This is a genomic window from Pseudomonas sp. PS01301, assembly GCF_029960215.1.
GTDB classification, from domain to species: Bacteria; Pseudomonadota; Gammaproteobacteria; order Pseudomonadales; family Pseudomonadaceae; genus Aquipseudomonas; species Aquipseudomonas coleopterorum.
On sequence record NZ_JASCPM010000017.1, the window covers coordinates 39472 to 64901 of the forward strand.

Annotated in this window: 23 protein-coding genes and 1 pseudogene; 17 read left to right on the top strand and 7 right to left on the bottom strand. The window is 59.6% G+C overall.

The annotated features are described in order from the left end of the window. Positions 1–127 precede the first annotated feature (127 nt). The 9 genes and pseudogenes from pyk to QMX89_RS11330 form a co-directional block, all read left to right on the top strand. Positions 128–1576, top strand: a complete 1449-nt coding sequence (gene pyk / locus QMX89_RS11290) for a pyruvate kinase (protein WP_282348216.1) — start codon at positions 128–130, stop codon at positions 1574–1576. Between the two features lie 11 nt (positions 1577–1587). After that, positions 1588–1761, top strand: coding sequence for a hypothetical protein (locus QMX89_RS11295; RefSeq protein WP_282348217.1), 174 nt, complete (start codon positions 1588–1590; stop codon positions 1759–1761). Continuing rightward, the gene (gene eno, locus QMX89_RS11300; RefSeq protein ID WP_282348218.1) at positions 1754–3055 is read left to right on the top strand and encodes a phosphopyruvate hydratase; all 1302 of its coding nucleotides are present in this window, start codon (positions 1754–1756) and stop codon (positions 3053–3055) included. Before QMX89_RS11295 ends, eno begins: the two co-directional genes overlap by 8 nt. A gap of 10 nt (positions 3056–3065) precedes the next feature. Then, positions 3066–3839, top strand: coding sequence for a triose-phosphate isomerase (gene tpiA / locus QMX89_RS11305; RefSeq protein WP_282348219.1), 774 nt, complete (start codon positions 3066–3068; stop codon positions 3837–3839). Next, on the top strand, positions 3836–5461 hold the full coding sequence (locus QMX89_RS11310; RefSeq protein WP_282348220.1) for an NADP-dependent glyceraldehyde-3-phosphate dehydrogenase: 1626 nt from the start codon (positions 3836–3838) through the stop codon (positions 5459–5461). Before tpiA ends, QMX89_RS11310 begins: the two co-directional genes overlap by 4 nt. Positions 5462–5800: 339 nt before the next feature. Then, complete coding sequence (locus QMX89_RS11315) at positions 5801–6532, top strand: TerC family protein (protein WP_282348221.1); 732 nt, start codon at positions 5801–5803, stop codon at positions 6530–6532. 72 nt (positions 6533–6604) lie between these two features. Then, positions 6605–7558: an amidohydrolase family protein gene (locus tag QMX89_RS11320; protein ID WP_282348223.1), complete on the top strand. Its 954-nt coding sequence runs from the start codon at positions 6605–6607 to the stop codon at positions 7556–7558. Between the two features lie 142 nt (positions 7559–7700). After that, the gene (locus tag QMX89_RS11325; protein ID WP_282348225.1) at positions 7701–8951 is read left to right on the top strand and encodes a beta-propeller fold lactonase family protein; all 1251 of its coding nucleotides are present in this window, start codon (positions 7701–7703) and stop codon (positions 8949–8951) included. A gap of 94 nt (positions 8952–9045) precedes the next feature. Beyond that, positions 9046–9144 (top strand): annotated as a pseudogene (locus QMX89_RS11330) (LysR family transcriptional regulator); the annotation flags it as partial. 106 nt (positions 9145–9250) lie between these two features. On the opposite strand, the gene QMX89_RS11335 reads toward QMX89_RS11330, so the two are convergent. Further along, positions 9251–10501, bottom strand: a complete 1251-nt coding sequence (locus QMX89_RS11335) for an MFS transporter (RefSeq protein WP_282348226.1) — start codon at positions 10499–10501, stop codon at positions 9251–9253. 102 nt (positions 10502–10603) lie between these two features. Here QMX89_RS11335 and QMX89_RS11340 point away from each other — a divergent pair, with 102 nt between their 5' ends. Next, positions 10604–11572, top strand: a complete 969-nt coding sequence (locus QMX89_RS11340; protein ID WP_282348227.1) for an AraC family transcriptional regulator — start codon at positions 10604–10606, stop codon at positions 11570–11572. 16 nt (positions 11573–11588) lie between these two features. Here the strand turns inward: QMX89_RS11340 and QMX89_RS11345 are convergent, their stop codons facing one another. From QMX89_RS11345 to QMX89_RS11355, 3 genes are all read right to left on the bottom strand, one after another. Further along, positions 11589–12350: an SDR family oxidoreductase gene (locus QMX89_RS11345; protein ID WP_282348228.1), complete on the bottom strand. Its 762-nt coding sequence runs from the start codon at positions 12348–12350 to the stop codon at positions 11589–11591. Positions 12351–12442: 92 nt separating this feature from the next. Next, entirely contained in the window at positions 12443–13720 is a 1278-nt protein-coding gene (locus QMX89_RS11350) for a type II toxin-antitoxin system HipA family toxin (protein WP_282348229.1), read from the bottom strand. Next, positions 13713–14030 (bottom strand): helix-turn-helix transcriptional regulator, encoded by a 318-nt coding sequence (locus QMX89_RS11355; protein WP_282348231.1) that lies wholly within the window; start codon positions 14028–14030, stop codon positions 13713–13715. The genes QMX89_RS11350 and QMX89_RS11355 overlap by 8 nt, the downstream gene beginning before the upstream one ends. A 214-nt stretch (positions 14031–14244) precedes the next feature. Here QMX89_RS11355 and QMX89_RS11360 point away from each other — a divergent pair, with 214 nt between their 5' ends. The 6 genes from QMX89_RS11360 to QMX89_RS11385 all read left to right on the top strand — a co-directional run bounded on the left by QMX89_RS11360 (position 14245) and on the right by QMX89_RS11385 (position 20476). Next, positions 14245–15117 (top strand): LysR family transcriptional regulator, encoded by an 873-nt coding sequence (locus QMX89_RS11360; RefSeq protein ID WP_122742025.1) that lies wholly within the window; start codon positions 14245–14247, stop codon positions 15115–15117. Between the two features lie 187 nt (positions 15118–15304). Next, positions 15305–15730, top strand: coding sequence for a VOC family protein (locus tag QMX89_RS11365; RefSeq protein WP_043190159.1), 426 nt, complete (start codon positions 15305–15307; stop codon positions 15728–15730). 284 nt (positions 15731–16014) lie between these two features. Then, positions 16015–17331 carry an MFS transporter gene (locus QMX89_RS11370; protein WP_282348233.1) on the top strand — a complete coding sequence of 439 codons (1317 nt, stop codon included), beginning with the start codon at positions 16015–16017 and terminating at the stop codon, positions 17329–17331. Between the two features lie 132 nt (positions 17332–17463). Next, positions 17464–18246 (top strand): endonuclease/exonuclease/phosphatase family protein, encoded by a 783-nt coding sequence (locus QMX89_RS11375; RefSeq protein ID WP_122742023.1) that lies wholly within the window; start codon positions 17464–17466, stop codon positions 18244–18246. Then, a complete protein-coding gene (gene clsB, locus QMX89_RS11380; RefSeq protein ID WP_049860073.1) occupies positions 18243–19481 on the top strand; it encodes a cardiolipin synthase ClsB in 1239 nt (412 codons plus the stop codon). The genes QMX89_RS11375 and clsB overlap by 4 nt, the downstream gene beginning before the upstream one ends. Further along, positions 19478–20476, top strand: a complete 999-nt coding sequence (locus tag QMX89_RS11385; RefSeq protein WP_090357776.1) for a lysylphosphatidylglycerol synthase domain-containing protein — start codon at positions 19478–19480, stop codon at positions 20474–20476. Before clsB ends, QMX89_RS11385 begins: the two co-directional genes overlap by 4 nt. 6 nt (positions 20477–20482) lie before the next feature. Here QMX89_RS11385 and QMX89_RS11390 read toward each other — a convergent pair whose 3' ends face one another. From QMX89_RS11390 to QMX89_RS11400, 3 genes are all read right to left on the bottom strand, one after another. Next, complete coding sequence (locus tag QMX89_RS11390; protein ID WP_282348234.1) at positions 20483–22522, bottom strand: PAS domain-containing sensor histidine kinase; 2040 nt, start codon at positions 22520–22522, stop codon at positions 20483–20485. Between the two features lie 79 nt (positions 22523–22601). After that, positions 22602–23597 (bottom strand): aldo/keto reductase, encoded by a 996-nt coding sequence (locus QMX89_RS11395; RefSeq protein WP_049860071.1) that lies wholly within the window; start codon positions 23595–23597, stop codon positions 22602–22604. Between the two features lie 111 nt (positions 23598–23708). Continuing rightward, complete coding sequence (locus tag QMX89_RS11400; RefSeq protein ID WP_192066083.1) at positions 23709–24560, bottom strand: LysR family transcriptional regulator; 852 nt, start codon at positions 24558–24560, stop codon at positions 23709–23711. Positions 24561–24835: 275 nt separating this feature from the next. Here QMX89_RS11400 and QMX89_RS11405 point away from each other — a divergent pair, with 275 nt between their 5' ends. After that, complete coding sequence (locus QMX89_RS11405) at positions 24836–25426, top strand: amino acid synthesis family protein (protein ID WP_043190191.1); 591 nt, start codon at positions 24836–24838, stop codon at positions 25424–25426. Positions 25427–25430: the final 4 nt, after the last annotated feature.

A 25430-nucleotide genomic window follows, 5' to 3' on the forward strand; every position in this document is an offset into this window, starting at 1 on the left:
AAATTTGCTCTTCCCCATTCGCTAGCACGCACAACACCCGCCGCTAGCTGCCGGATGCTAAGGTGGCTATTTGTGCTTAAAAGTTTATTTCACACCATTACCTATAAAATTCCTCAAGGAACCCGTAATGCAGAGAAGAACCAAGATCGTCGCCACTCTCGGCCCAGCCACCGAAACCAGAGAGGCCATCGAGGGGCTGATCAAGGCAGGTGTTGATGTGGTGCGCCTGAATTTCTCTCACGGAAACGCTGAGGATCACATTGCGCGGGCGACTCTGGTGCGAGAGTTGGCTGCAGAAAATGGTCGCTTTGTGGCCGTGCTGGCTGACTTGCAGGGCCCGAAGATTCGTATCGCTCGGTTTGCAGAAGGCAAAGTAGTCATTGAGAAAGGGCAGCAGTTCGTCCTGGATGCCTCCCTGGACAAAAATTCCGGTGATCAGCATCGAGTTGGGATCGACTATGAGGCACTGATCACTGACAGCCGCCCGGATGACATCCTTCTACTGGACGATGGGCGGATCGAGCTTAAAGTTCTGCGCGTTGAAAGAACTCAGCTTCAGTGTGAGGTCATCGTCGGCGGGCCCCTGTCCAATAACAAAGGCATCAACCGCAAGGGTGGCGGCCTTTCAGCTTCAGCGTTAACGGAGAAGGATCGCGTCGACATCAAAACCGCAGCGACCATGAAGGTCGACTACCTCGCAGTGTCTTTCCCACGAGACGCAGCAGATATCCACCTGGCTCGCCAGCTCCTACATGAAGCTGGCGGTGAAGGCGGACTTGTCGCCAAAATCGAGCGCGCAGAAACGGTCAATGATGTGAGCATTCTGGATGCAATCATCGAAGCGTCGGAAGCGGTGATGGTGGCACGGGGGGATCTGGGTGTTGAAATCGGAGATGCCGAGCTGGTGGCCGTGCAAAAGCTGATCATCGATCGAGCTCGCGCACTCAATCGCGTTGTGATCACCGCAACTCAAATGATGGAAACCATGATCACCCAATCGATGCCGACCCGAGCGGAAGTCTTCGATGTGGCTAACGCCGTACTGGACGGTACAGACGCTGTCATGCTTTCCGCTGAGACAGCGGCTGGCGCCTACCCCGTTGAAACGGTTGTCGCCATGCATCGCGTTATCATGGGTGCAGAGAAGCATCCGCTCGCACACCGCTCCAAGCATCGCGTCGATGAGGTCTTTCACAAGATTGACGAATCGGTCGCGATGTCTGCCATGTACGCCGCCAACCACCTGCACGGTGTCAAAGCGATCATCTGCATGACTGAAAGTGGCGATACGCCTCGACTGATGTCGCGCATTCGCTCACACCTGCCCATCTTCGCCTTTTCGAGAAACACCCGAACCCAGAATCGGGTCACGATGTTTCGCGGCGTCACCACGATCCCGTTCGACTCTGACGACTATCCCAACGATGAAGTCAATCACCGAGCGGTAGATGAGCTCGTGCGTCGGGGCGTTGTGACCGATGGCGATCACGTATTGATTACCAAAGGTGACTACGCCAACGCACAAGGCGGGACGAACTCACTGCGGGTAGTTCGAGTCGGCGAAGCGATCCGCTGAGGAAGATAACCATGCACAACATCAATAACGCTAACGGTGAGGCGTCTGAAAACTGGCCACGCGACTTCGACATCCGCGCCGATTACGCCGAACAGCAAGAGTTGCTGGCTCATGACGCCTGCCAAAGCGTTGATATCGCCGTCCAGCATGACACCCCTTTGCAAGGTGACCGTTTAAATGACTAACAAAAGCCTGATCGTAAATGTCGTTGCACATGAAATCCTGGACTCGCGCGGCAACCCAACCGTTGAGGCCGTGGTGACACTAGCGGGCGGTATCAAGGCAACAGCAAGCGTTCCGTCGGGTGCTTCTACTGGATCTCGCGAAGCGCTGGAACTGCGTGATGGCGGCCCTCGCTATAAAGGCAAAGGCGTTCTTAAAGCCGTCGCCAATGTGAACACCGCCATTCGCGATGAGATCATTGGCATGGACGCTCTCAACCAACGTGCAATTGATGCCCAGATGATCAAGCTCGACGGTACAGACAGCAAGAGCAATCTGGGCGCCAACGCGGTTCTGGCTGTGTCTTTGGCAACTGCCAAAGCCGCTGCTGAGTACCAATCGATCCCCCTTTACGAGCACCTCGCTGCGCTATACGGCCAGGCGGGTCGCTTCAGCATGCCAGTCCCCATGATGAATATCATCAATGGTGGCGAACACGCTGATAATAACGTCGACATTCAGGAGTTCATGATTCAACCGGTCGGCGCGCCCTCGTTCAAAGAAGCGCTGCGTATGGGTGCCGAAATCTTCCACACACTCAAGCAAGTGCTCACAGAACGCGGCCTTAGCACTGCCGTAGGTGATGAAGGGGGTTTCGCTCCTTCGCTGAGTTCGAACGAAGAAGCGCTGGTGGTCATCAAAGAAGCCGTTGAACGTGCCGGTTACGAACTGGGCAAAGACATTACGATGGCGTTGGATTGCGCGGCCTCCGAATTCTACAAGGGCGGCAAGTACGTACTGGCTGGTGAGGGCAAATCTTTCGACTCTGGAGGCTTTGCTGACTACCTGGCCTCGTTGTGTGACAAATATCCAATTATCTCGATTGAAGACGGGATGGACGAGAGTGACTGGGCCGGCTGGGCTGCACTCACTGAAAAACTGGGTTCAAGGGTTCAACTCGTTGGTGACGATCTGTTTGTCACCAACACCACAATCCTTCGCGAGGGCATCGAGAAAGGCATCGCGAACTCGATCCTGATCAAGTTCAACCAGATTGGCAGCCTCAGCGAGACACTGGACGCCATCCGCATGGCGCAGGACGCGGGTTATACCGCAGTGATCTCTCATCGCTCAGGCGAGACCGAAGATACGACCATCGCCGATCTTGCGGTAGCGACCTGCGCAGGTCAGATCAAAACTGGCTCCCTGTGCCGCTCTGACCGGGTCGGCAAATATAATCGTCTGCTTCGTATCGAGGCAGCACTTCAGGTATCCGCACCTTACAGCGCCGAGCCCCTGCTCAAGCGCAACGCATAGGAGGAGTTCCATGAAGCCGAATCTTGTCATTGGCAACTGGAAAATGAACGGCTCTCAGCAGACAAATGAGGTGCTCCTCAGAGCCGTCCTCGCCGGCCAAAAAAACGATGCCCACCTTGAGGTTGTGATCTGCCCACCTTTCCCCTATCTGGCATCGGTCGCGGCACATCTTCAACACAGCAATGTCGTGCTTGGCGCTCAAAATGTGAGTGCCACGACCCACGGCGCATTCACAGGTGAGGTCAGCGCTTCCATGCTCCGCGACATCGGCTGCCGCTACGTGCTGGTTGGCCACTCCGAGCGCAGGGCTTTATTCGGTGAGACCGATGAAGCGGTCGCGCAGAAGTTTGTAGCGGCGATAGATCATGGATTGATTCCTGTGCTGTGCGTAGGAGAAACACTGGATGAACGCCGCGCGGGAATCACCAATGGTGTGGTAACAACCCAAATAACTGCGGTTATCAAACATGCAGGGATTGAGAAACTGACGCGCGGCGTGATTGCTTACGAACCCGTATGGGCAATTGGCACCGGCGAAACCGCCTCTCCGGAGCAAGCTCAAGCCGTACACCGGCATATCAGGGGCAAGATTGGCGTTTACGACGAGCAAGCAGCCATCAATCTTCAGATTCTCTACGGCGGTAGCGTCAAAGCAGATAACGCACAAGCCATTTTCTCCCAGCCCGACATTGACGGTGGTTTGATAGGTGGGGCGTCTCTCGATGCAGCCTCGTTCACCTCCATCTGTGATGCCGCAAGAGCAAATCCAGGAGGTACAGCATGAGCACTGCAGGTCTTCTCGAACACGTCTTCCCTAAAGGCGCCGACATCCCTGAACAATACCGTCTCGGCGAAGTCATTGAGCAGCGTGAATACCTGGTCAACGGCGCCTTGCAAATCTGGGAAGGCCCTTTGGCGCCTGTCCGAAGCCCGGTGTTCCTGAGCACACAAGCCGGGGATGAGCCCGTTGTACTGGGTAGCACCCCGCAACTGGACGCCGAAACCGCACTGGTCGCCCTCGATGCAGCGGTGAAAGCATACGATAACGGCCACGGTATGTGGCCTTTGATGCGTGTTGCCGAACGCATCCAGCACGTTGAAGCTTTTCTGGCCCGCATGCGCGTTCAGCGAGAAGCGGTAGTGAAGCTCTTGATGTGGGAAATCGGCAAAAATCTCAAGGATTCGGAGAAAGAGTTTGACCGCACGTGTGACTACATCGTCGACACTATCAATGCGCTGAAAAAGCTCGATCGACGCTCAAGCCGATTTGAGCTGGAACAAGATACGCTGGGCCAGATTCGCCGTGTACCAATGGGCGTAACACTGTGCATGGGGCCGTACAACTATCCGCTCAATGAAACGTTCACGACGTTGATTCCCGCGTTGATCATGGGCAATACAGTCATATTCAAACCCGCGAAATTCGGCGTCTTGCTCATTCGCCCATTGCTGGAAGCATTCCGCGACAGCTTCCCCGCTGGCGTCATCAACGTAATCTACGGCAGCGGGCGCGAAACGGTCAGCGCGCTGATGGCCAGCGGCAAGGTCGATATTTTCGCTTTCATTGGCACCAACAAAGGTGCGAGCGCGCTCAAAAAATTGCATCCAAAACCTCACCGCCTACGCGCGGTCTTGGGTCTGGACGCCAAGAACCCAGGCATCGTACTGCCGCAAGTCGACCTGGACAACGCCGTCAGCGAAGCAGTGACCGGCTCCTTGTCGTTCAATGGCCAACGTTGCACTGCGCTGAAAATCCTGTTCGTTCATGAAGATGTCGTCGACGCGTTCGTTTCAAAATTCAACAGCAAAGTGGCAGCGCTCAAACCTGGCATGCCTTGGGAGGCCGGTGTTTCGCTGACACCCTTGCCGGAACCGGGGAAGACGGATTACCTGACCAGCCTGGTTGAGGATGCTATAGCGAAAGGCGCGAAGGTCGTAAACGAAGGCGGCGGATCCACCCGTGCGTCGTTTTTCTACCCTGCCGTGCTCTACCCGGTGTCTGAGCACATGCGTGTATACCAGGAAGAACAGTTCGGCCCAGTTGTTCCAATCGTGCCCTACCGTGATCTGCAGACAGTAATTGACTACGTGCTGGACTCAGACTTTGGTCAGCAACTGAGCATTTTCGGCACCGATGCCGCTCAGGTTGGCCGACTGGTCGACGCCTTCGCCAACCAGGTCGGCCGCATCAATTTGAATGCACAATGCCAACGCGGTCCCGACTCGTTTCCGTTCAATGGTCGCAAAAACTCGGCTGAAGGCACCCTGTCGGTCGACGACGCCTTGCGGGTATTTTCGATCCGCACACTGGTTGCAACCAAGTTCCAGGAAAGCAACAAGGCGCTCATCAGCGAGATTATCCGCAATCGGGAATCCAGCTTCCTGACCACCGATTACATTTTCTGAGTGGCTGAACGATGAGTGTTCGCACACTGATTATTCTGGATGGCGTGGGTTTGCACAACGCGCGCGACATGGCACCTACCCTGTTGCACCTCAGGAGCTTAGCTATTCCCGCAGAGATGCATGGCCAATCTCTGCTCCTCGACTGATTGACCGGTTGGCGGCGTCAGGACATCACCAGGCAGGCGATATTATTGGTCTTTATCCCTGTCTTCGATGTTGAAACACGGTCATTGGCTCATTTGAGCACTGGGCATAAGCACTATGCGGACTGCCCTTTTTTTCTTCCGATTTGGGCCCGACGCCCTTTTTTCTAACGTACCTGCAAGAGACATACGCATTATGGAATGGCTTACAAATCCAGAAATCTGGATCGCGTTCTTTACCTTGACCGTTCTGGAGATCGTTCTGGGTATCGACAACATCATCATGATCTCGATTCTGGTGAGCCGCATGCCGAAGTCGATGCAGCCCAAGACGAGGATTTTCGGACTTGCCCTCGCAATGGTGACAAGGATCCTGCTGCTGCTATCGATTACTTGGATCATGAGACTGACGGCGGATCTGTTCCATGTACTCGGGCAAGGCATATCAGGTCGCGATCTCATCCTGTTTTTCGGCGGCCTGTTCCTGATCTGGAAAAGCAGTACCGAAATTTATCAAGCCGAAGAAGGAGCAGACGAAGACCCGGAATTGCCTGGCAAAAAGGGTAGCGGCTTTCTCAGCACCATCGTTCAAATCGCAATTATCGACATCGTGTTCTCGCTGGACTCAGTGATTACGGCAGTCGGTATGGTTGCTCACGTTCCAGTCATGATTGCCGCCATCATCGTTGCGGTGTTGTTCATGATGTTGGCGGCCGGGCCCATCAGCGACTTCATCGAAAAACACCCGAGCCTGAAAATGCTGGCGTTGTCGTTTTTGATTGTCGTGGGTGTCGTGCTGATCGGTGAGTCACTCGACTTCCATATTCCGAAAGGATACGTCTACTTCGCAATGGGCTTCTCTCTCGCCGTCGAAGCGCTGAACATTCGGCTGCGCACAGCGAGTCAGAGGAAAAAAGTGCAGGGCTAGTCGGTATGGGCAAGCTCTCACTGAGGGCTTGCCCATGTCAGGAATGAAGCGTACTGATAACAAGGATAAAAAATGAACAGTATAGAACTGAATCGCCGTGACTTTGTGAAAGCAATGACGGTGATTGCGGGTGCTGGGCTAGTTGGATCTCACGCCCCACTCACGCGAGCTGAAACGGCTTACCCTTTCAGCGCAGGCTTTGGCTCTCCTGCTCTGAAAGTACCTCCCCTGGCGTGCGACTGCCATCATCATATCTATGACAGGGCTTACCCCTATGTCGATGATCGAAATCTGCCAACGGCAAGTGTTGCAGACTACTTGAAGCTACGCTCCCGACTGGGACTGAGTCGCAGCATAGCGATTCAGCCCTCGTCCTACGGCACGGACAATAGCTGTCTGATAGCAGCCCTGGCACAACTTGGCTCATCGTCACGCGGCATTGCGGTTGTCGATGACAAGGTTGATCTTGCCGAATTGAAGAGGCTGGATGCGGCCGGAATTCGTGGACTTCGATTCAATCTGGGCGTGGCAAGTGTCACTACCCCCGAGATGATCAAGCCATTGGCGCACCGCATCGCAGATCTGGGCTGGCATCTGGAGATTCACATGCGTGCCGATGAGTTGCTCGGCATGAAAGAAATACTGAGCAACCTGCCTGTTCAGATCGTTTTTGATCATTTTGGTCGAATCCCGCATCCCGCTGGCATCGATCACCCCGCCTACGCGCTCATTGTGGAGCTGGTAAGCCAAGATCGAGCCTGGGTCAAGATTTCGGGGGCGTATCAGGACTCAGTATTAGGTGGGCCAGCCTATGAGGACATCAAGTCACTCGCCCAGACCATGATCGAGCTTGCACCAAACCGAGTGATCTGGGGAACCGACTGGCCTCATCCCAGCCTGCAGACCAAACGGCAGGCCATGCCAGACGACGCCGGCATGATGGATTTGCTCAGTGTATGGACACGCAATGGGGAGGAAATCAGCAAAATCCTCGTTGATAACCCGACACGACTTTACGGGTTCTGATCCGTATACCGGAGGTCGTGTTTCAGCTACGCGACTGATCATCTGTTATGTGACAGGTGCCACCCCTCGACTGTCGGATTGCCTCTGATGTCAGACGCCAGCCCGCCTTTGCGCCCACTATTCCGCCACCGCAGAAGCCATCATGAAGACAACATTCAGCGCCTTGTTTCTCGCTGCTGTTTTATCCGCTGTAGCTCTCGCCGCAAACAAGCCAGTATCACCACGACCTCATCAGACAGAACTGCTGTACGCAAGCCTGGGGGAGAGGATCCTGGGCTACAGCATTGATCCAGACAATGCTTCGCTCACCTACCTGAGTGAAATCTCCGCACCCGCCAATGTGCAGTTCGCAGTCAAAAATAATGCGGGCGATATTCTCTATGTGGTCTCCAGCAACGCTGGGAGTGGCACTCTCGGAGCCAAGGGGGACACCCATGTTCTGAACAGCTACAAAATCGATACAGGGACCGGCGAGCTCAAGCAATTCGGAGCCGCCATCGCGCTACCGGAACGGCCTATCAACCTGGGGTTGGATCATCAAAACCACTTCGCTGTCGTCGCCTACAACCAGTCAGCCACATTGAGTGTCCACCCTATTAAAGACGACGGTAGCGTCAGCCCTGCTGTTGCCCAGAATCAGGTACCCGAAGCGGGCATATTTACCCATCAGGTGACGTTCACGCCGGGTGACAAGACGGTAGTTGCGCTAGCACGCGGTAATGACGCAGTGGGGCAAGTGCCCGATCAGCCGGGTAGCATCAACACATTCAACATCGACGACGAGGGTCGGCTATCAAAGCTGATGACCTCGGCCATCGATCCTGGCGTCGGCCCACGCCATTTGGCCTACCACCCTAGCCAGCCATGGGTTTACGTATCCATGGAGCGCGGCAGCAAGCTCTACATGTATCCACTGGAAAGCAACGGCACCTTGGCTACAAGGCCCGCCTTTCATGTTGATACCCTTCAAGATAAAGCCAATCTTGAAACGCCGCGCCAACGAGGTGGCGTCATTCAGATCAATCACAACGGAAAATTTCTATACGTAACAAACCGGGCAGACGCGACGATTGAGCAGGATGGCAAGCAAGTTAGTGCAGGTGGCGAGAACAACATAGTGGTTTTCTCGATTGACCCGGCAACAGGTGAACCTAAACTGATCCAGATCATCGACGCCGAAGGTATCGAAGGCCGGACTATGAAGGTCGATCCATCGGGCAAACTGCTGGTTGTGGCGAATCAAAAGACCGTCTGGGTCAAGGATGGTGACTCGCTGAGGAAGATCCGTTCGAATCTGGCAATTTTCCGCATTCAAGAAGACGGAAAACTGGATTTCGTGCGTAAGTACGAAATGGACGATGAGAAGAAATCGCTACTCTGGATGGACATTTAAACGCCCCCCCATCAAGCCAGATACGCAGCCAATGCTGCGATCTGGGAGGCATCAAGACGCCAACCAATGGGTGGCATCGCCGGGCCTGTCGGTGCTGCATCTGGCTTGGCGCAGGTCGCAGAATAATGATCCGGGGGAGCGCTGGTTGAGGCCGCGGATTCAGATGTTTTTTGTGGATCGGGATAGTCTGTAAGCATCGTAAAGCAAACCTTCGAGCTGACCTCACTGGCTTCAAATAGCCCACAAAGATCCATTCACAACGATGACGTGCCGCATCAACTCGATTTGACGGCACCAAATCACAGATGCACCGCCGGCTTAGGCTGACCAACCCCACACCCAGAAGAAACCCGCACCCTCACCGCAATCAACAACGCCGCCAGCAACATCAGCACACCCGCCGCAACGAACACACCCGCGCTCCCACCAAGGCTGAACATCGCTCCCCCGGCAGCCGCCCCAGTGGCGATGGCGGACTGCACCGATGCCACCACCATGCCTCCAGCACTTTCCGCCTGGTCTGGCACTGCGTTGGCCACCCAGTTCGACCACGCCACCGGTACGCCGCCGAAGGCCAGGCCCCAGATCGCCACCAGTACGGCCTGCCCCGGCACCGAGGCCGGCAACAGCACCAATGCCAGTGCTGCGACACCGACCAGCGCGGGCATCGATACGAGCGTGGCCAACGGATGGCGCTCCAGTAGTTTCCCGGCCAGCAGCGTGCCGGCGAAGTTCGCCACACCGAAACCCAGCAGCATCAGCGACAGCCTTTGCGCGCCGATGCCGGTGGTCCCTTCAAGGAAGGGCCGGACATAGGTGAACATGGCAAAGTGGCCGCTGTGGACCAGCACGCAACCGAACATTCCCATGGCGATGCCCGGACGCAGCAGCACCTCGAGTACCGTACGCAGGCGTGCCGGCCGGCGTGGCGCAAGCCGGGGCAGCGTGAACGACTGGAACGCCAGGGTCACGATGCCGACCGCCGCCGCTGCAAAGAATGCGCTGCGCCAGCCATACAGTCCGCCCAGATAGCTGCCCATCGGCACTGCAACGACCGTACCGATGGCAATGCCGCTGAAAATGATCGACAGCGCCCGGGGCAACAACGCGCTCGGCACCAGGCGCATCGCTACCGCCGCCGCCATGCTCCAGAATCCGCCAAGGGCGATACCCAGCAGGATGCGCATCAGCAGCAGCACGGCGAAGCTGGAGGACACGGCAACCAGCAGATTGGAGGCGACCATCAGCGTGGAGAATCCCAACAACACCCAACGCCGGTCGATGCTGCGGGTCAGGCCAGGCACCAGTAAACCGGCGAACAGCGCCACCACAGCGGTCACGGTTACCGCCTGACCAGCCAGCGCTTCGGAGACGCCCAGGTCAGTCGCCATCAGCGTGAGCAGACTGGCTGGAAGATACTCTGCGGTCAGTAATCCGAAGACGCCCATTGCCAGTGAGAAGACGGCCATCCACGCGGGGGTCGCAGGTGCCTCGTTCGCGCTGTCGCCAGCATGAGGGTCGGATGGGGCATTGCATACACAGTCGGTCATTACTCGGATCTCCCAATTTTCATTGCGAGCCGCAGTCTAGGCGCCGGAAGCTGGATGATCTATGATCCAAAACCCCTCATTTTTGACCAAAGCACCTGAACCATGTCGGTAGAACAGTTCGCGCTGTCCTCGGATCTTATCAACGAGTTGTTGCAGGGCATGCGTCTGCGCGGCGTCGACTACCGGCGTATCAACGCAGGTCCACGCTTCGGTCTGGGTTTCGCGGCAAAACCAGGGCACGCCTGGTTCCACTTTTTGGCCGTCGGGACTGCAGTGCTGCATATGGAGGATGGCACCACCTATGAGCTGTCTGCCGGCAACGCTGTGTTCATCTCCCATGGCGCGGCCCATGAACTGCTTTCCCACCCCGACGTGCCAGTTCAGGACATTGACCGTTTAAACGGAGCCGCCCTCGGGGATACCGTCAGCGCCGTGGATATCGGAGCCGATGCCAGCCCCACGCCCAGTACCCTGCTGTTCAGTGGTTGTATGGAGTTCGAGCTGGGCAGTATCCATGGCCTCGGCCAGCTGATGCCGGGACTGATGCTGATCGATGCCGGTGGCCAGCGCTACCCCGGGCTGGTGCCTATCCTGACTACCATGGAGCGCGAGGTCAGCGCTGCACGCGTGGGCTTCGCCGGTATTCTTGCGCGGCTGGCCGATGTGGTGGCCGCCATGATCGTTCGCGGCTGGGTGGAGTGCGCCTGCGGGAACGCTTCTGGCCTCGTCGCCGCCTTGCGCGATCCACGCCTGGCTGGCGCACTGCTTGCGCTGCATCAACAACCGGGCCGCGACTGGACGGTTGCGCAACTGGCAGAGCACTGCCATACCTCACGTTCAGTGTTCGCAGACCGCTTTCAAGTGACGATCGGCATGTCCCCGCTGCGCTATGTCACCGAACTGCGAATGCGGCTCGCGACCCAGTGGCTGACACTGGAACGGCTGCCGATCGAAGAAGTGGCGCAGCGTCTGGGCTATACCTCACAGGCCGCCTTCAGCCGTGCATTCAAGCGCATCACGGGCAAGACACCGGGTTTGAGCCGCAAGGCGAGGCAGCCTGCCGTTCCTTAGAATCCATACCCCTGACTCACTTGCCGCCCGTGACGTCGAGGAATGTACCGGTAACGAACGATGCCTCCTCGCTGGCCAGCCACAGAATCGCGCGTGCCACTTCCTCCGGCTGACCGCCCCGCCCCATGGGGATCGAGTCCTTGACACGATCGACCCGTCCCGGCTCACCGCCACTGGCGTGCATTTCGGTGTAGATATGTCCGGGGCGAATGCAGTTGACGCGTATGCCTTCCCGAGCCACCTCCTTTGCAAAGCCGATGGTGAAGGTCTCCAAGGCACCCTTGGACGCTGCGTAGTCGACGTACTCGTTCGGGCTACCAAGGCGGGCCGAGGCCGAAGAGACGTTGATCACCACGCCGCCCGGACCATTGTGGCGGGTGGACATGCGCTTCACTGCCTGTTGCGCACAGAGTATTGGCCCGATGGCATTGACGGCAAAGATGCGCTGCATCCGCTCGTAACCCAAGTCCTCCAGGCGCGACTGAGGCGCCAGCACGCCCGCGTTATTGACCAGTACGTCGATGCGTCCGAATGTGCGATCAATGGCGGCGAACAACTCGGCCACCTGCTGGGGATCCGCACTATCCGCTCGCACTGCCAGCGCCTTGCGCCCCAACGCTTCCACGTCCGCAGCCACGGCCAGCGCTGCGGACTCGTTGGCCACATAGCTGATAGCCACGTCATAACCTCTGGCCGCGGCCAGCCGGGCGGTTGCCGCACCCACCCCACGACTTCCTCCCGTGATAAGAATCAGCGGTGCCTGCGAGACGTTGACCATTGGACTTGGCTCCTGAGCCGTTGGCTGTATCAGCCGATAATGAAAGTACCGCTGGCGATCACGCAGGCGAGCGCCCTCGCGATATCACGCTTTCAGGGATGCGTAGGACCATCCTGTAACCGACCAACGTTCTCATCGATGCGATGCTGAATCATCCGCAAAGTGTCTCGAGTGATAACGCCTGGATACAAATCCTCGGCAAGGGTTGCAACCCTACTGGCCACACCACAGATACGGTCGATCATTCTGCCTGCATCGTCGGGAGATATTTCAGCCTCTTGAGCGAGCCGCAGCATTTGCGCGCGAGAGATCGACAGCGCTTCACCCATCACATCCATCTGGTGATAACCGCCTGGTCCTTCGCAGAATGTTACGTCATAGGCTGGCGACAGTTCCCACTGACCCTCTTGCGTCATGATGTAGGCAAAGTTCTTGGGATGATCGTCCCGGTTGTTGAGCGCGACATTGAAGACCGCACGCTCGAAGGCCGTTGCCATTGCTCGCACGTCGTTGGTACACATCCGGGTGGCCCGCAAGAAATTGACGTAGTCCAACACTCCCGGCGATCGATAATCGGCCCCGGTGAAAGCCGCAAGGCTCTGCATGGGTATACGCAAGCCATCACGGCGGTCAAATCGCTTGCTGGCGAAGGCCGCGAGGCCATTGGGCAAACTGACGTACTGTGTATCTGGGGTCTGGATGCCACACATGCGCAAGCATTCGGCGTAGATCATTTCGACCGCGCAGACTTCAGCATGCTCTTCCTTGGCAGGGAACTTGACCAACCAGGCTTCGAAACCCGGTGTGGCCGCTGTAGTAAATCCGCCTGTTGCGGGGTTGCGATACACCAGCGCCTTTGGCCTGGCGCCTTGCGGTGAGCCACCAACCAGCAGCAACGTCTGCAGGAATTCGCCACCGTCTCCTTGAAGCACTTCCTGGACGCCTGCAGCGAGCTGTTCCAATGGAATGTGAACGTCAGACGCTTGTCCTTCCGGGACCCTCGGTTCGAACGTCATCGCGCCCATGGCGTTATTGCCGATGTAGGCAAGCCGCTGCAACGGGCCAATACGCGCCGTGCTGAGCCCTCGACGCCTGAACATGCGGTCCATCAGCAACATGCCCCACCCGTCCGGCAACGCGTCATAGACGGGACCTGGCAGGTGCAACTGGTGCTCCGGAAAGTCCTGGCGCAACAGAGCGCCCTGTAACGGCAGTGTGTAGGACGACAGCTCCAAACCTCTTTGTCTGGCTTCGTTGCTGTACTCGAATACGATCAGCGGACGCCCCGTCAGGGCAGTCGTGGACACCAGTGTGCCCCACTTCCAGCGCTCGCCCCAGCCTTCGTAGAACACATCTACCTGCTCAGGCATTGCCGGCTTTCCTCGTTGAACGAACACGTTTGGCGCTGTTTTCATAGCGGCGAATGTCTTCGATGCTGTCCAGCTTGGGCAGGAATAGGCCCTCGAGCTCTCGGGTTCTGCCAAGGGCCATCGCTACCCTTACCACGTTCTCGAAGCCGACATTGCGCCCTGCTTCAAGGTTGGACACGGTATTGGCGCCGATACCGGCACGCCCCGCCAACTCGGCTTGGGTCATGTTCACCGCCAAGCGCTCAGTGCGCAATCGATCGCAAAGACGCTTGACGATCTCATCGGGTTTGCTGAAGCTCAATTCCAACATGGTTTGTACCTAGCCTGTGCTGTACAGACGCAATCGCTACGTTAACAATCTGGACTGGCCAGCGCTAAATCCAATACTTTGTGGCCTATTTTCTATATCGACCATTAAGACACAACATAACAGATTTGATGAGGCTTGAGTTTTGAGAATGATGCTTCGGTTGTTCAGTCTGTGACAGAAGCTTTGCACTACCCACAACTCTCCAAGGCACCTCATGATCCGAGAACTCAAGACATTCATCTGCGTTGCGCAACGGGGCACCTTCGCGGCGGCCGGGCAGCAGGTGGGGCTGACGCAGTCGGCGGTCAGCGCGCAGATCAAGAGTCTTGAGCAGACCCTGGGTGTCAGGCTGTTCGATCGGACCGGGCGCGCGGCGACCATCAATGCCGCCGGGCAGCGGGCCATTCCGCTGGCCGAAGAAATTCTGCGGCTTTTCGAGCGTATGGGCGCGGCGGACAGTGGCAATGATTTCCACGGCTCGCTGCGCATTGGCGCCATCGGCACGGTGCAGACCGGGATCCTGCCGCAGGCGTTGGTGGCGTTGAGAAAGCAGGCGCCTTTCATCGAAACCCACCTCGTGCCGGGTGTGTCGTTGAACCTGCTCAGCCAGGTGGACGCAGGCGAGTTGGACCTGGCCATCATGATCAAGCCGCCGTTTGCGCTGCCCAAGGACCTGCATGCCGAAGTCATCGCGCGCGAGGCCTTCGTGCTGATCGCGGCGAAGAACGTCCCAGGCGACGACCCGCTGGCGATCCTGGCGCAACAGCCTTTTGTCCGGTATGACCGCGGCTCGTTCGGAGGGCGCCTGGTCACCCAGTTTCTCAAGGAACAGAAGCTCCATGTGCGGCAGGCACTGGAGCTGGACGAGCTGGACGCCATTGTCAAAATGGTCCGCAGCGGGCTGGGTGTCTCGTTGGTGCCCAGGGCAGGTCTGTGGCTGGAGCATTCGGCAGACGTAAGGGTGCTGGAGCTGCAGGAGCTGACGTTTTTCCGGGAGATCGTATTGGTGTCGAAGTACCGGCAAAAGCACTCGGCACTTTTCAACATCTTCAGAAGCTGCGTTCTGGAGGCCGGTGATGTGGGATAACGATGCAGCGTTTACAGCCGAAGATTGAACCGCTGTGGGGCAGTATGAACAATCATGGTGCAAAATCCTGATCGAATGCAGAATCAATCGAAATTTTACGTGCTCAGAACACAGGATTTACGCTTTTATCTCACGCATTCACGGACAAGAATGGCTTTAGATCAAAACAAAGCCATAGGAAACCACCGTGAGCCTTTCTCCTTTTCATCTCGCAATACCTGTCTACGACCTGGCGGCCACACGTCATTTCTACGGTGAAGTGTTCGGCCTCTCCGAAGGCCGCTCAAGTGCGCAGTGGGTCGACTTCGATTTCTACGGCCATCAACTGGTTATCCACGAGCACCCGAAGACGGCTTCCCAGGAAAGCGTGCACAGCAATCCCGTGGACGGTCACGATGTACCGGTCCCGCACTTCGGCATCATTCTGGAGTGGGCGCAGTGGGAAGCATTGGCCGAACGCCTGAAGGCACGCGGTACCCAGTTCGTCATCGAACCCTATATCCGTTTCCAAGGCCAGGTGGGTGAACAGGCCACCATGTTCCTCTTCGACCCGTGCGGCAACGCGCTGGAGTTCAAGGCGTTCAAGGATATGAGTCAGCTGTTCGCCAAGTAATCCGTTACGCAAGCGACCGTCGCCAGCAGAGCGACGGCGCACCCAGGCCTCCTCTTCCCCGATTCATTTGCCAACCTCCTCTTGCAGCTGCCGCAGTGGCTTCGCAGTAAGGACGTTGCGCTTCGAACAAAGGCATCAGGGCATCCGCACGCAGTGCGCGGATGGACGGTGCACTGCCGGTTTTTGTTACGCCTTTTCAGGCAGCACTTTCTGCCATCCAATTTCCTGGCCTTGAGCCAAAGCGGGAGGTATTCATGTCCGGTGTTCTTTCTGAAAGTACCCCAATGCGGCGCACTGACGTCGAGGCAAGCGTCACCCAGGGCTCAGGGCATTCAGCCGTGGTTGCCAAGCGTGCAGCCATGGCTTCGGCGACTGGCACTGCGGTGGAATATTACGAGTTCAGCATCTATGGCTATATGGCAACCATCATCGCGCCCCTGTTCTTTCCCGGTGACAATCCGGCGGCGGCCCTGCTCGCCACCCTGGCGGTGTTCGGCATCGCCTTCGTTATACGCCCGATCGGTGGCGTACTGCTGGGTCGTCTGGCCGATCGTATTGGACGACGTCGGGTGCTGCTCAGCACCGTGATCGGCATGGGCACCGCTACGGCGCTGATTGGGGTGCTGCCCACCACCGCGCAGATCGGCCTCGCCGCGCCTGTGTTGCTGGTGCTGTTGCGCTTGTCCCAAGGTTTCTTCGCCGGCGGCGAAGTGGTGGGCGCTGCGGCGTTCGTGGCGGAGTCTTCGCCCAACGGCCGGCGTGGTTTCTTCGGCGCGTTCACCCCGCTGGGGGTCGCCGTCGGCGGGGCGCTGGGGGCGATTGTCTGCGGTATCACCACCGGGCTGCTCAGCGCCGAGCAGTTGCAGGCCTGGGGCTGGCGCATTCCGTTCTTTCTGTCCATCCCGCTGGTGATCTTTTCGTTCCATATGCGCCACAACGTCGAGGAGACCCCGGAGTTCAAGGCGTTCCTGGCCAAGGACAAGCCACCGGTTGCGCCGATCAAGGAAGTGTTCGGCAAGAATCTGCCGGCGCTGTTGCGGGTCATCGTGTTCGCCTCTGCGCAGAATGCCGGCTATTTCATCGGCATGGTGTTCATGAACATCTACCTGACCACCTACCTGCATTTCGACAAGTCCAAGGTCTACTGGGTGATTGCAGTGATCAGCCTGTGCATGGCGGCCATGATGCCGTTCTGGGGCGGATTGTCGGACCGTATTGGTCGGCGCAAAGCCTTGGCCATCGGCTTCGTCGGCTATGCCGTGCTGGTGGTGCCGATGATGATGCTGATGGACAGTGGCAGCCTGTGGATCGCGGCGCTGGCGATGTTTGTCGCCACCCTGCCCATGCCGATCGTGCAATCGGTGGGTTACCCCACCTACGCCGAGCAATTTCCGACTCGCGTGCGCTACACGGCAATGGCGATCAGCATCAACCTGGGTGCGATCCTGGGAGGCGGGATCACACCCTATGTGGTGACCTCGATCATCACCCGGACCGGCAATCTGCTGGTACCGGGCTACTTCATGGCAGGCGCGGCAGTGTGTGCGCTGCTGGCCATCCTGACCTTGCGAGAAACGTCCAGAGGCAACCTGCTCAGATAGCGGCCGCCGCAGGAAACATCTGGTGTGCCTTTATCGCCAGCGACGATAAGGGCACCGTTGAACCTTCACAATCGCTTCCGAGTCGGACCATATGGGCCAAAGTGCCCCTGTCGTCCCCTCAGGAGCTTCAGAATGACCACCCCCAATCCTCAGCCGTTACCCCAGGACGCTGTGGCGGTAACCTCCCTGCATATTCTGACGGTGAATACCCACAAGGGCTTCAGCCCGCTGAACCGGCGCTTCGTGCTGCCCGAGTTGCGCGAGGCCGTGCGGACGCTGGGCGCCGATGTCGTGTTCCTGCAGGAAGTGCTCGGGATGCATCGCTCCCATGGCCAGCGCTACGACAACTGGTCGGACGTTCCCCAATACGAGTTCCTGGCCGACAGCATGTGGCCGGTGTACGCCTACGGCCGCAATGCGGTGTACCCCGATGGCGATCACGGCAATGCGCTGCTGTCGAAATTCCCCATCGTGCGCCACGAGAACCTCGACGTCAGCGTCACCGGAACCGAGGAACGTGGTCTGCTGCATTCGGTTCTCGACGTGCCCGGGCACGGCGAAGTGCACACCATCTGCGTGCACCTGGGGCTGCGTGAGAGCCAGCGCCAGCAGCAGCTGACATTGTTGTGCCGGTTGCTCGACAGCCTCGACCCCACCGCAGCCGTCATCGTTGCCGGCGATTTCAACGACTGGCGCGTGCGCGCCGATGAAGCCCTGGCCGGCTGCCACATGACCGAAGTGTTCGTCGAAGCCTTCGGCAGCGCGGCCAAGACGTTCCCGGCACGGCTGCCGCTGCTCAGGCTCGACCGTATCTACATTCGCAACGCGACGGCCCACATGCCCAAGGTGCTGTCGCGCAAACCCTGGTCCCATCTTTCCGATCATGTGCCCCTCGCAGTGGAGGTTCGCCTATGAGCGAGCAATGGCGTGACAACAACGAAATCCAGCTGCTGATCAATGGCGAGGAGTTCTTTCCGGCGGTCTTCGAGGCCATTGGCCAGGCCCGTGAAGAAGTGTTGATCGAAACCTTCATCCTCTACGAGGACGAAGTGGGCAAGAATCTGCAACGGGTGCTGATCGAAGCGGCGCAACGCGGCGTGCGCGTGGAAGTGCTGGTGGACGGCTATGGCACGGCCGAGCTGAGCACCCAGTTCCTGCGCGAATTGGCCGACGCCGGTGTGCAGTTGCTGGCCTTCGATCCGCAGCCGCGGGTGATGGGCGTGCGGACCAACCTGTTCCGTCGCCTGCACCGCAAGATCGCCGTGATCGACGGCGAAATCGGCTTCGTCGGCGGCATCAACTACAGCTCCGACCACCTGGCCGACTCCGGCGAGCCGATGGCCAAGCAGGATTACGCGGTGCGCGTGCGTGGCCCCATCGTGGCGGATCTGCACCGTGCCACGCTGGCCCTGCTCGATCGCACCAGCAAGGTCGTGCGCAGCCGCGCGCCATGGCGCTCGCGCAGTCCGTCGCCGGACGCCGACAGCGCCAGTGCGCGGCTGATGCTGAGTATCCGCGACAACGACCAGCACACCACCGATATCGAAGAGCAGTACCTCAAGGCCATTCGGGGCGCACGCGAACGAATCATCATTGCCAACGCCTATTTCTTCCCCGGCTACCGCTTCCTGCGCGAACTGCGCAACGCGGCCCGCCGCGGCGTGGACGTGACGCTGATTCTACAGGGCATGCCGGACATGCCGCTGGTGCGCCTGTGCTCGCGGCTGCTCTACAACTACCTGCTGCGGGACGGCGTGGTCATCCGCGAATACTGCCAGCGGCCGTTGCATGGCAAGGTCGCGGTGATCGACCGGGAATGGTCGACCGTGGGTTCCAGCAACCTCGATCCGTTGAGTCTGTCGCTGAACCTCGAGGGCAACCTGATCATCAAGGACCGCCGCTTCAACGAGCGCCTGCACGATCACCTGGAGGAACTGGCGCGCAGCACCTGCAAGTCGATCAGCCTGCAACGCGTGCTGCGCGGCTACTGGTGGCGGGCGCCGATCATCTTCCTCACCTTCCACTTCCTGCGGCATTTCCCGGCGATGGTGGGTTTCATCCCGGCGCACTCGCCCAAGCTGGTGCCGCTGATCGATGTCGAACCGCAGCATTGCCAGGCCCCAGTGCTGGATCGCAAGGAGACGGTATGACGACCTCATCGCCGAGCGCGCCGAAGGCTTCGCCGAAATCCAGCAAGTGGGTGTGGGCCAAGCGCGGCATGACCGTGTTGTGTTTCATCCTGGTCCCGGTACTGGTGTTCATGCTGGTCAAGAACCTCGACTGGCAGGAGGTCAAGCATGCGCTGAGCTCCTACAAGTTGAGCACCTTGCTGATCGGCGCCGGTATCGTCGCGGCAAGCTATCTGACGTTCGCCAGTTACGACGTGCTGGCCAAGCGATACATCGGCCACGACGTGCCCAATCGGCAGGTGCTGCCACTGGCATTCGTCTGCTACGCGTTCAATCTCAACCTGGGCTCGTGGGTGGGTGGGATCGCCTTGCGTTACCGGCTGTACTCCAAGCTGGGCCTGGACGCCACGGCCATCACCAAGATCGTGAGCCTGTGCCTGATCACCAACTGGCTGGGCTACCTGTTCGTCGCCGGTACGCTGTTCGCCATGGGCCTGCCGGCGCTCCCCGAGGGCTTCAAGATCGGCAGCACCGGGCTGCAGATCATCGGTGTGGTGATCATCCTGCTGGGGCTCGCGTATCTGGCGGCCTGCCGCTTCTCGAAGAAGCGCACCTGGACCATTCGCAAGCAGGAGATCCTTCTGCCCTCGTTCAAAATGGCGCTGACCCAGGCCTGCCTGGGTGCGTTGAACTGGAGCTTGATGGGTCTGCTGGTGTGGTCGCTGCTGCCGGATAAAGTGGGCTACCCGACCATTCTGGCGATCCTGCTGATCAGCAGCATCGCCGGGGTCATCACGCACATTCCTGCGGGCTTGGGTGTGCTGGAAACCATCTTCATCACCTTGTTGCAGGGCCAGTACTCCAAGGGTGCGCTGCTGGCGGCATTGATCGCCTACCGTGCGCTGTATTTCCTGTTGCCCCTGGCGATTGCCTGCGTGGTGTACCTGGTGCTGGAAAAGCGCACGCGCACCATCGAAAAGCACCGTGAAGCGGATGCAGGCACCGGCGCCAGCTAGTCCGGTCTAGATGCGCCTGGCCAACATCGAGCGCACGGTGGAGGTCAGGTGATCCAGGGTGAAGGGCTTGGTCAGCACTTGGGAAGCGGCGGTGGACAAGCTCTCGGCGTCCACCTTCTGATCCGCGTAACCGGTGATGAACAGCACTTTCAGATAGGGTTCGAGCGACCAGGCGGCGTCCGCCACCTGGCGGCCGTCGAGCCCACCGGGCAGGCCGATGTCGGTGATCAGCAGGTCCGCCTTGACCCCGCCCTGCACCAGCGATAGACCTTCCACGCCATTCGCCGCTTCCAGCACGCGATAACCTTTTTCGCGCAACGCTTCGCCAACCATCTGCCGCAGCGTGCCCTCGTCATCGATCAGCACGATGGTTTCACCGGTGGCTTCGGTGTCCATCGGCGAGTCGCTGGGCAGCGGCAATGGCGCGACCACTTCGCCCTCATGCCGCGGCAGGAACAGGTGCATGGCCGTGCCCTGTCCGGGCGTGGAATCGATGCGGATCTGCCCGCCGGACTGGCGCACGAAGCCGTAGACCATCGACAGGCCCAGCCCTGTGCCCTGCCCCAGCGGCTTGGTGGTGAAGAACGGATCGAAGACCCGCGCCACGGTCTGCGGGTCCATGCCAGTGCCACTGTCGGTCACGCTCAGGCACACGTACTGACCCGGCTGCAGATCGTTCTCGGTGCGCGCCCGAGCGAACTGGTGGTGATTGCGAGCGCGCAGCCACAGACTGCCGCCGTCCGGCATCGCGTCGCGGGCGTTGATGCACAGGTTGAGCAACGCGCTTTCCAACTGGTTGGCGTCCACGCGCACCCACCACACATCGTCATCGCTCTGGGCGCTGAATTCGATGCTCGGGCCCAGGGTCTGGCGAATCAGGTCTTCGAGGTCGGCGATCAGCACCGGTGGCTCGACGGCACGTGGTGCCAGGGTCTGACGCCGGGAGAAGGCCAGCAGTCGGTGGGTCAGCGTCGCGGCCCGGGCCGATGCACCCAATGCAGCGTCGATGTACCGCTTGAGCTCAGTGGTGCGGCCCTGTTCGACACGCTGGCGAAGCAGCTCCAGGCTGGCACTGATGCCGGTCAGCAGGTTGTTGAAGTCGTGGGCCAGGCCGCCGGTCAACTGCCCGACCGCTTCCATCTTGAGACTGTGGCGCAGCTGCTCTTCGACCTGCTGCAGCATCACGGCGCGCTCGCGCTCCTCGGTCACATCGCGGCCCACGGAGTGGAACGCGTTGTCCGTGGGCACGGCGGCCCAGGCGATCCAGCGATAGCTGCCATCGCGGTGCCGCACTCGGCAGGTCATATCATGCAGGCGTTCACCGCGGTACAGCGGCACCATCGCAACGGCCACGGCATCGTGATCGTCGGGGTGAATCAGGTCGACCGCATGCCGGCCCAGCAGCTCTTCGGCATCCCAGCCCAGTACCCGCGACCAAGCAGGGTTGATGGCCCTGACCTCCAGCTTGCGGCTGGTCACCAGCATGATGTCGGACGACAGGTCCCAGAATCGGTTGCGCTCGGCCGTACGTGCCATGGCTTCGCGTTCGAAATCCTCGGCGGCCTGCTCGGCCTTTTCCCTGGCCTGCAGAGTCGCCGTGGTTTCGATGACCGTATCGAGCATACCGACGATAGTGCCATGCTCGTCGCGCACCGGGCTGTAGCAGAACGTGAAGTACGCCTGCTCGGCCCTGCCGTTGCGATCGATGACCAGGGGAAAGTTTTCGATGAAGGTCGCTTCGCCTTCAAAGGCACGGTCCATGATCGGCTCGATCTCGTCCCACACCTCGCTCCAGACGATGTGTATCGGTACCCCGAGCGCTGGCGGCTTGCCCGTCAGCAAAGGTGCGAACGCATCGTTGTACAGCATGATGCGTTCGGGACCCCAGGCCAGACAGCCGGGAAAGCGCGACGCCAGCAACATGTCGACAGCGATGCGCAGGGCTGCTGGCCAACTGTGGATCGGTCCCAGTGGGGTCGCTGCCCAGTCGTGGCAGCGTACTTGCTCGCTCATGCCCTCTCGGGAAAAGGGAAATGGCTCGGTCATGTTCAACTCAGGCAGTGGATCGCGCAGCAACCATAGCATCCGCACGGGTGCCGCGGCGACCCACCTGTGCCTCTGCGGTTCAGGAAAAACCAGTCACCGCGTGCGGTACATAGGGCTTTTCCAGGCGCGCCGTTTCTTCTTCGGTCAACGACAGCTGCAGTGCAGCCAGGGCATCGTCCAACTGCGCGGCCTTGGAGGCACCGACGATCGGCGCCGACACGCCGGGCTTGTTCAACACCCAGGCCAGCGCTACCTGGGCCATGGGCACGCCACGTTCCTGGGCAATCTGCTCGACCACGTCGATGACCTTGCCATCCTCGGCCTCGGTGGCGGCATAGAACGACTGCCCGGAAATGTCGGTACGGGTGCGCTCGGTCTGCACGCCGTGCGGGCGGGTCAGCCTGCCGCGCGCCATCGGGCTCCAGGGCATGAGGCCCACGCCCTGGTCCAGGCACAGCGGAATCATCTCGCGTTCTTCTTCGCGGTAGATCAGGTTGAGGTAGTTCTGCATCGAGACGAAGCGGCTCCAGCCATGACTGGCCGCGACCTGCTGGGCCTTGGCGAACTGCCAGGCGTACATCGACGAAGCGCCTATGTAGCGCGCCTTGCCGGCCTTGACCACGTCATGCAGCGCTTCCATCGTCTCTTCGATCGGCGTGTGGTAGTCCCAGCGGTGGATCTGGTACAGGTCGACGTAGTCGGTGCCCAGCCGCTGCAGGCTGGCATCGATGCTGGCCATGATCGCCTTGCGCGACAGGCCCTGCTCGTTGGGCTTGTTCGAACCCTCCCACATGTTGGCCGGGAAGAACACCTTGGTGGCGATCACGGTTTCTTCGCGACGGGTGAACTCCTTGAGCAGCTTGCCGACGATGACTTCGGACGTGCCGGCCGAGTAGCTGTTGGCCGTGTCGAAGAAGTTGATGCCCTGCTCCACCGCATGCTTGATGATCGGGCGGCTGGCGTCTTCGCCCAGGGTCCAGGGGTGAGTACCGGCATCGGGTTCGCCGAAGGTCATGCAGCCCAGGCACAGGCGGGAGATATCCAGGCCGGTGTTGCCCAGCTTGACGTATTTCATGGAGTGGCTCCTGCGGTGGACCGCGCGACATGCCGATCCGATGCCCGTTACCTTAGCGCCCACCGCCCACCGACATAACCCCCAGGCGGCGCACCTGAGCTATGCAGAAATTCACAAGCGCGGCAGCACGGCCATGCAGGTGCGCACGAATTCGCTGACCGCCTGGATGCGTGGCGTAGCGCGCACGTCTTCATGGAACGCCATCCAGACTTCGATGTTCAGGGTGTCCGCCTCCGGATCGACCCGTTGCAGGGCATGTTCGGCAGCGATGAACGCCGGCAGGCAGACGATACCCGCCGCGCCAGCGGCGGCCAGTGCCTGCACGCGCAGGTCATTGCTGCACAGCACGAACTCGCCCCCCTTGGCCTGTTCCACCAACCAGCGATGCTGGAGGGATTTGGCTTGCGAAGCGTCGTAGCCGATGAAGCGCGGCTTCGCTGCCTGTGCCAGGTAAGCAGGGCTGGCGTACAGCGCATAGTCCAGGTGCCCGAGCAGACTGGCCACCAAAGTCGACTCCAGCGGCCGCGCCAGGCTGACCGCCACGTCCGCCTCCCGGCGCGCCAGCGAGGTCCGCGACTTGGTGCCCACCAAACGCAGCGACAGCGCCGGGTGCTGCGTCAGCAAGGCACCGGCATGGGGCGCGATCAGGCTGCCCAGCAACACCGGCGGCGCCGACAGCACCACTTCGCCCTGCACGTCCGGCTGGTCGGCACCGGCGTAATGCTCCAGGGCGAACGAAGAAGCGCTCATCTGCTCGGCGAACTCGGCAATCCGCAGCCCCTGGTGCGTCAGTACGTAGGCGCGAGACCGACGGTCGACCAGCTTGAGGTTGAGCGCGGTTTCCAGTGAAGCAATGCGCCGGGCCACGGTGGCATGGTCCACCGCCAGCGCCTTGGCCGCCGACGCCAGCGAGCCGGCACGCACGAAGGCCGCAAAGTGCCTCAGATCTTCCCAATCGAACATGGATACCCTCGTCAGTGAGGGGGCATGATACCCATGGATCTGTGCAAATCCTGCAACAACGCAAGCATTCATATCTACAACACCGCGCCCCCCTGTAGCAGCGGCGCAAGCCGCGTCCGCGGTATATGCGGTGTAATTGCAGGATCGCGGTAAAGCTGGACGCGGCCTGCGTCGCTGCTACAGGGCTATAGCGCCCGTCGATAAAAAACGCTTGCCGAAGCCTGTTCTTGGTATACCATAATACCAGATACATACCCTCCAAGAAGGAAACAGGCATGAGCTTCGAGATCCGCAAAATCGTCACCTACTCCGAAGAGACCCGCATCGAAGGCGGCAAGGCCACCGACACTCCGGTGACCATGGTCGGCCTCGCGGTCGTCATCAAGAATCCCTGGTTGGGCCGCGGCTTCGTGGATGACTTGAAGCCGGAGATCAAGGCCAACTGCTCGGACCTCGGGGCTTTGATGGTCGAGCGTCTGGTGGCCAGCATCGGTGGTGCCGACAAGATCGAGGCTTACGGCAAGGCTGCGGTGGTCGGGGCCGATGGCGAGATCGAGCACGCTTCGGCCGTGATCCATACCCTGCGTTTCGGCAACCACTACCGCGAGGCGGTGCAAGCCAAGAGCTACCTGAGCTTCACCAACAAGCGTGGCGGGCCCGGCACCTCGATCCAGATTCCGATGATGCACAAGGACGACGAAGGCCTGCGCTCCCATTACGTCACGTTGGAAATGCAGATCGAGGACGCGCCGCGCGCCGACGAAATCGTCGTGGTCCTGGGCTGTGCCAACGGCGGGCGCCTGCATCCGCGCATCGGCAACCGCTACATCGACCTGGAAGAACTGGCCGCCGAAAAGGCCCAGTGATCCA

What these genes read in the sequence shown, in the direction of transcription:
- pyk (WP_282348216.1), top strand. Translation starts at nt 128, where the DNA reads ATGCAGAGAAGAACCAAGATCGTCGCCACTCTCGGCCCAGCCACCGAA.
- QMX89_RS11295 (WP_282348217.1), top strand. Translation starts at nt 1,588, where the DNA reads ATGCACAACATCAATAACGCTAACGGTGAGGCGTCTGAAAACTGGCCA.
- eno (WP_282348218.1), top strand. Translation starts at nt 1,754, where the DNA reads ATGACTAACAAAAGCCTGATCGTAAATGTCGTTGCACATGAAATCCTG.
- tpiA (WP_282348219.1), top strand. Translation starts at nt 3,066, where the DNA reads ATGAAGCCGAATCTTGTCATTGGCAACTGGAAAATGAACGGCTCTCAG.
- QMX89_RS11310 (WP_282348220.1), top strand. Translation starts at nt 3,836, where the DNA reads ATGAGCACTGCAGGTCTTCTCGAACACGTCTTCCCTAAAGGCGCCGAC.
- QMX89_RS11315 (WP_282348221.1), top strand. Translation starts at nt 5,801, where the DNA reads ATGGAATGGCTTACAAATCCAGAAATCTGGATCGCGTTCTTTACCTTG.
- QMX89_RS11320 (WP_282348223.1), top strand. Translation starts at nt 6,605, where the DNA reads ATGAACAGTATAGAACTGAATCGCCGTGACTTTGTGAAAGCAATGACG.
- QMX89_RS11325 (WP_282348225.1), top strand. Translation starts at nt 7,701, where the DNA reads ATGAAGACAACATTCAGCGCCTTGTTTCTCGCTGCTGTTTTATCCGCT.
- QMX89_RS11335 (WP_282348226.1), bottom strand. Translation starts at nt 10,501, where the DNA reads ATGACCGACTGTGTATGCAATGCCCCATCCGACCCTCATGCTGGCGAC.
- QMX89_RS11340 (WP_282348227.1), top strand. Translation starts at nt 10,604, where the DNA reads ATGTCGGTAGAACAGTTCGCGCTGTCCTCGGATCTTATCAACGAGTTG.
- QMX89_RS11345 (WP_282348228.1), bottom strand. Translation starts at nt 12,350, where the DNA reads ATGGTCAACGTCTCGCAGGCACCGCTGATTCTTATCACGGGAGGAAGT.
- QMX89_RS11350 (WP_282348229.1), bottom strand. Translation starts at nt 13,720, where the DNA reads ATGCCTGAGCAGGTAGATGTGTTCTACGAAGGCTGGGGCGAGCGCTGG.
- QMX89_RS11355 (WP_282348231.1), bottom strand. Translation starts at nt 14,030, where the DNA reads ATGTTGGAATTGAGCTTCAGCAAACCCGATGAGATCGTCAAGCGTCTT.
- QMX89_RS11360 (WP_122742025.1), top strand. Translation starts at nt 14,245, where the DNA reads ATGATCCGAGAACTCAAGACATTCATCTGCGTTGCGCAACGGGGCACC.
- QMX89_RS11370 (WP_282348233.1), top strand. Translation starts at nt 16,015, where the DNA reads ATGCGGCGCACTGACGTCGAGGCAAGCGTCACCCAGGGCTCAGGGCAT.
- QMX89_RS11375 (WP_122742023.1), top strand. Translation starts at nt 17,464, where the DNA reads ATGACCACCCCCAATCCTCAGCCGTTACCCCAGGACGCTGTGGCGGTA.
- clsB (WP_049860073.1), top strand. Translation starts at nt 18,243, where the DNA reads ATGAGCGAGCAATGGCGTGACAACAACGAAATCCAGCTGCTGATCAAT.
- QMX89_RS11385 (WP_090357776.1), top strand. Translation starts at nt 19,478, where the DNA reads ATGACGACCTCATCGCCGAGCGCGCCGAAGGCTTCGCCGAAATCCAGC.
- QMX89_RS11390 (WP_282348234.1), bottom strand. Translation starts at nt 22,522, where the DNA reads ATGACCGAGCCATTTCCCTTTTCCCGAGAGGGCATGAGCGAGCAAGTA.
- QMX89_RS11395 (WP_049860071.1), bottom strand. Translation starts at nt 23,597, where the DNA reads ATGAAATACGTCAAGCTGGGCAACACCGGCCTGGATATCTCCCGCCTG.
- QMX89_RS11400 (WP_192066083.1), bottom strand. Translation starts at nt 24,560, where the DNA reads ATGTTCGATTGGGAAGATCTGAGGCACTTTGCGGCCTTCGTGCGTGCC.
- QMX89_RS11405 (WP_043190191.1), top strand. Translation starts at nt 24,836, where the DNA reads ATGAGCTTCGAGATCCGCAAAATCGTCACCTACTCCGAAGAGACCCGC.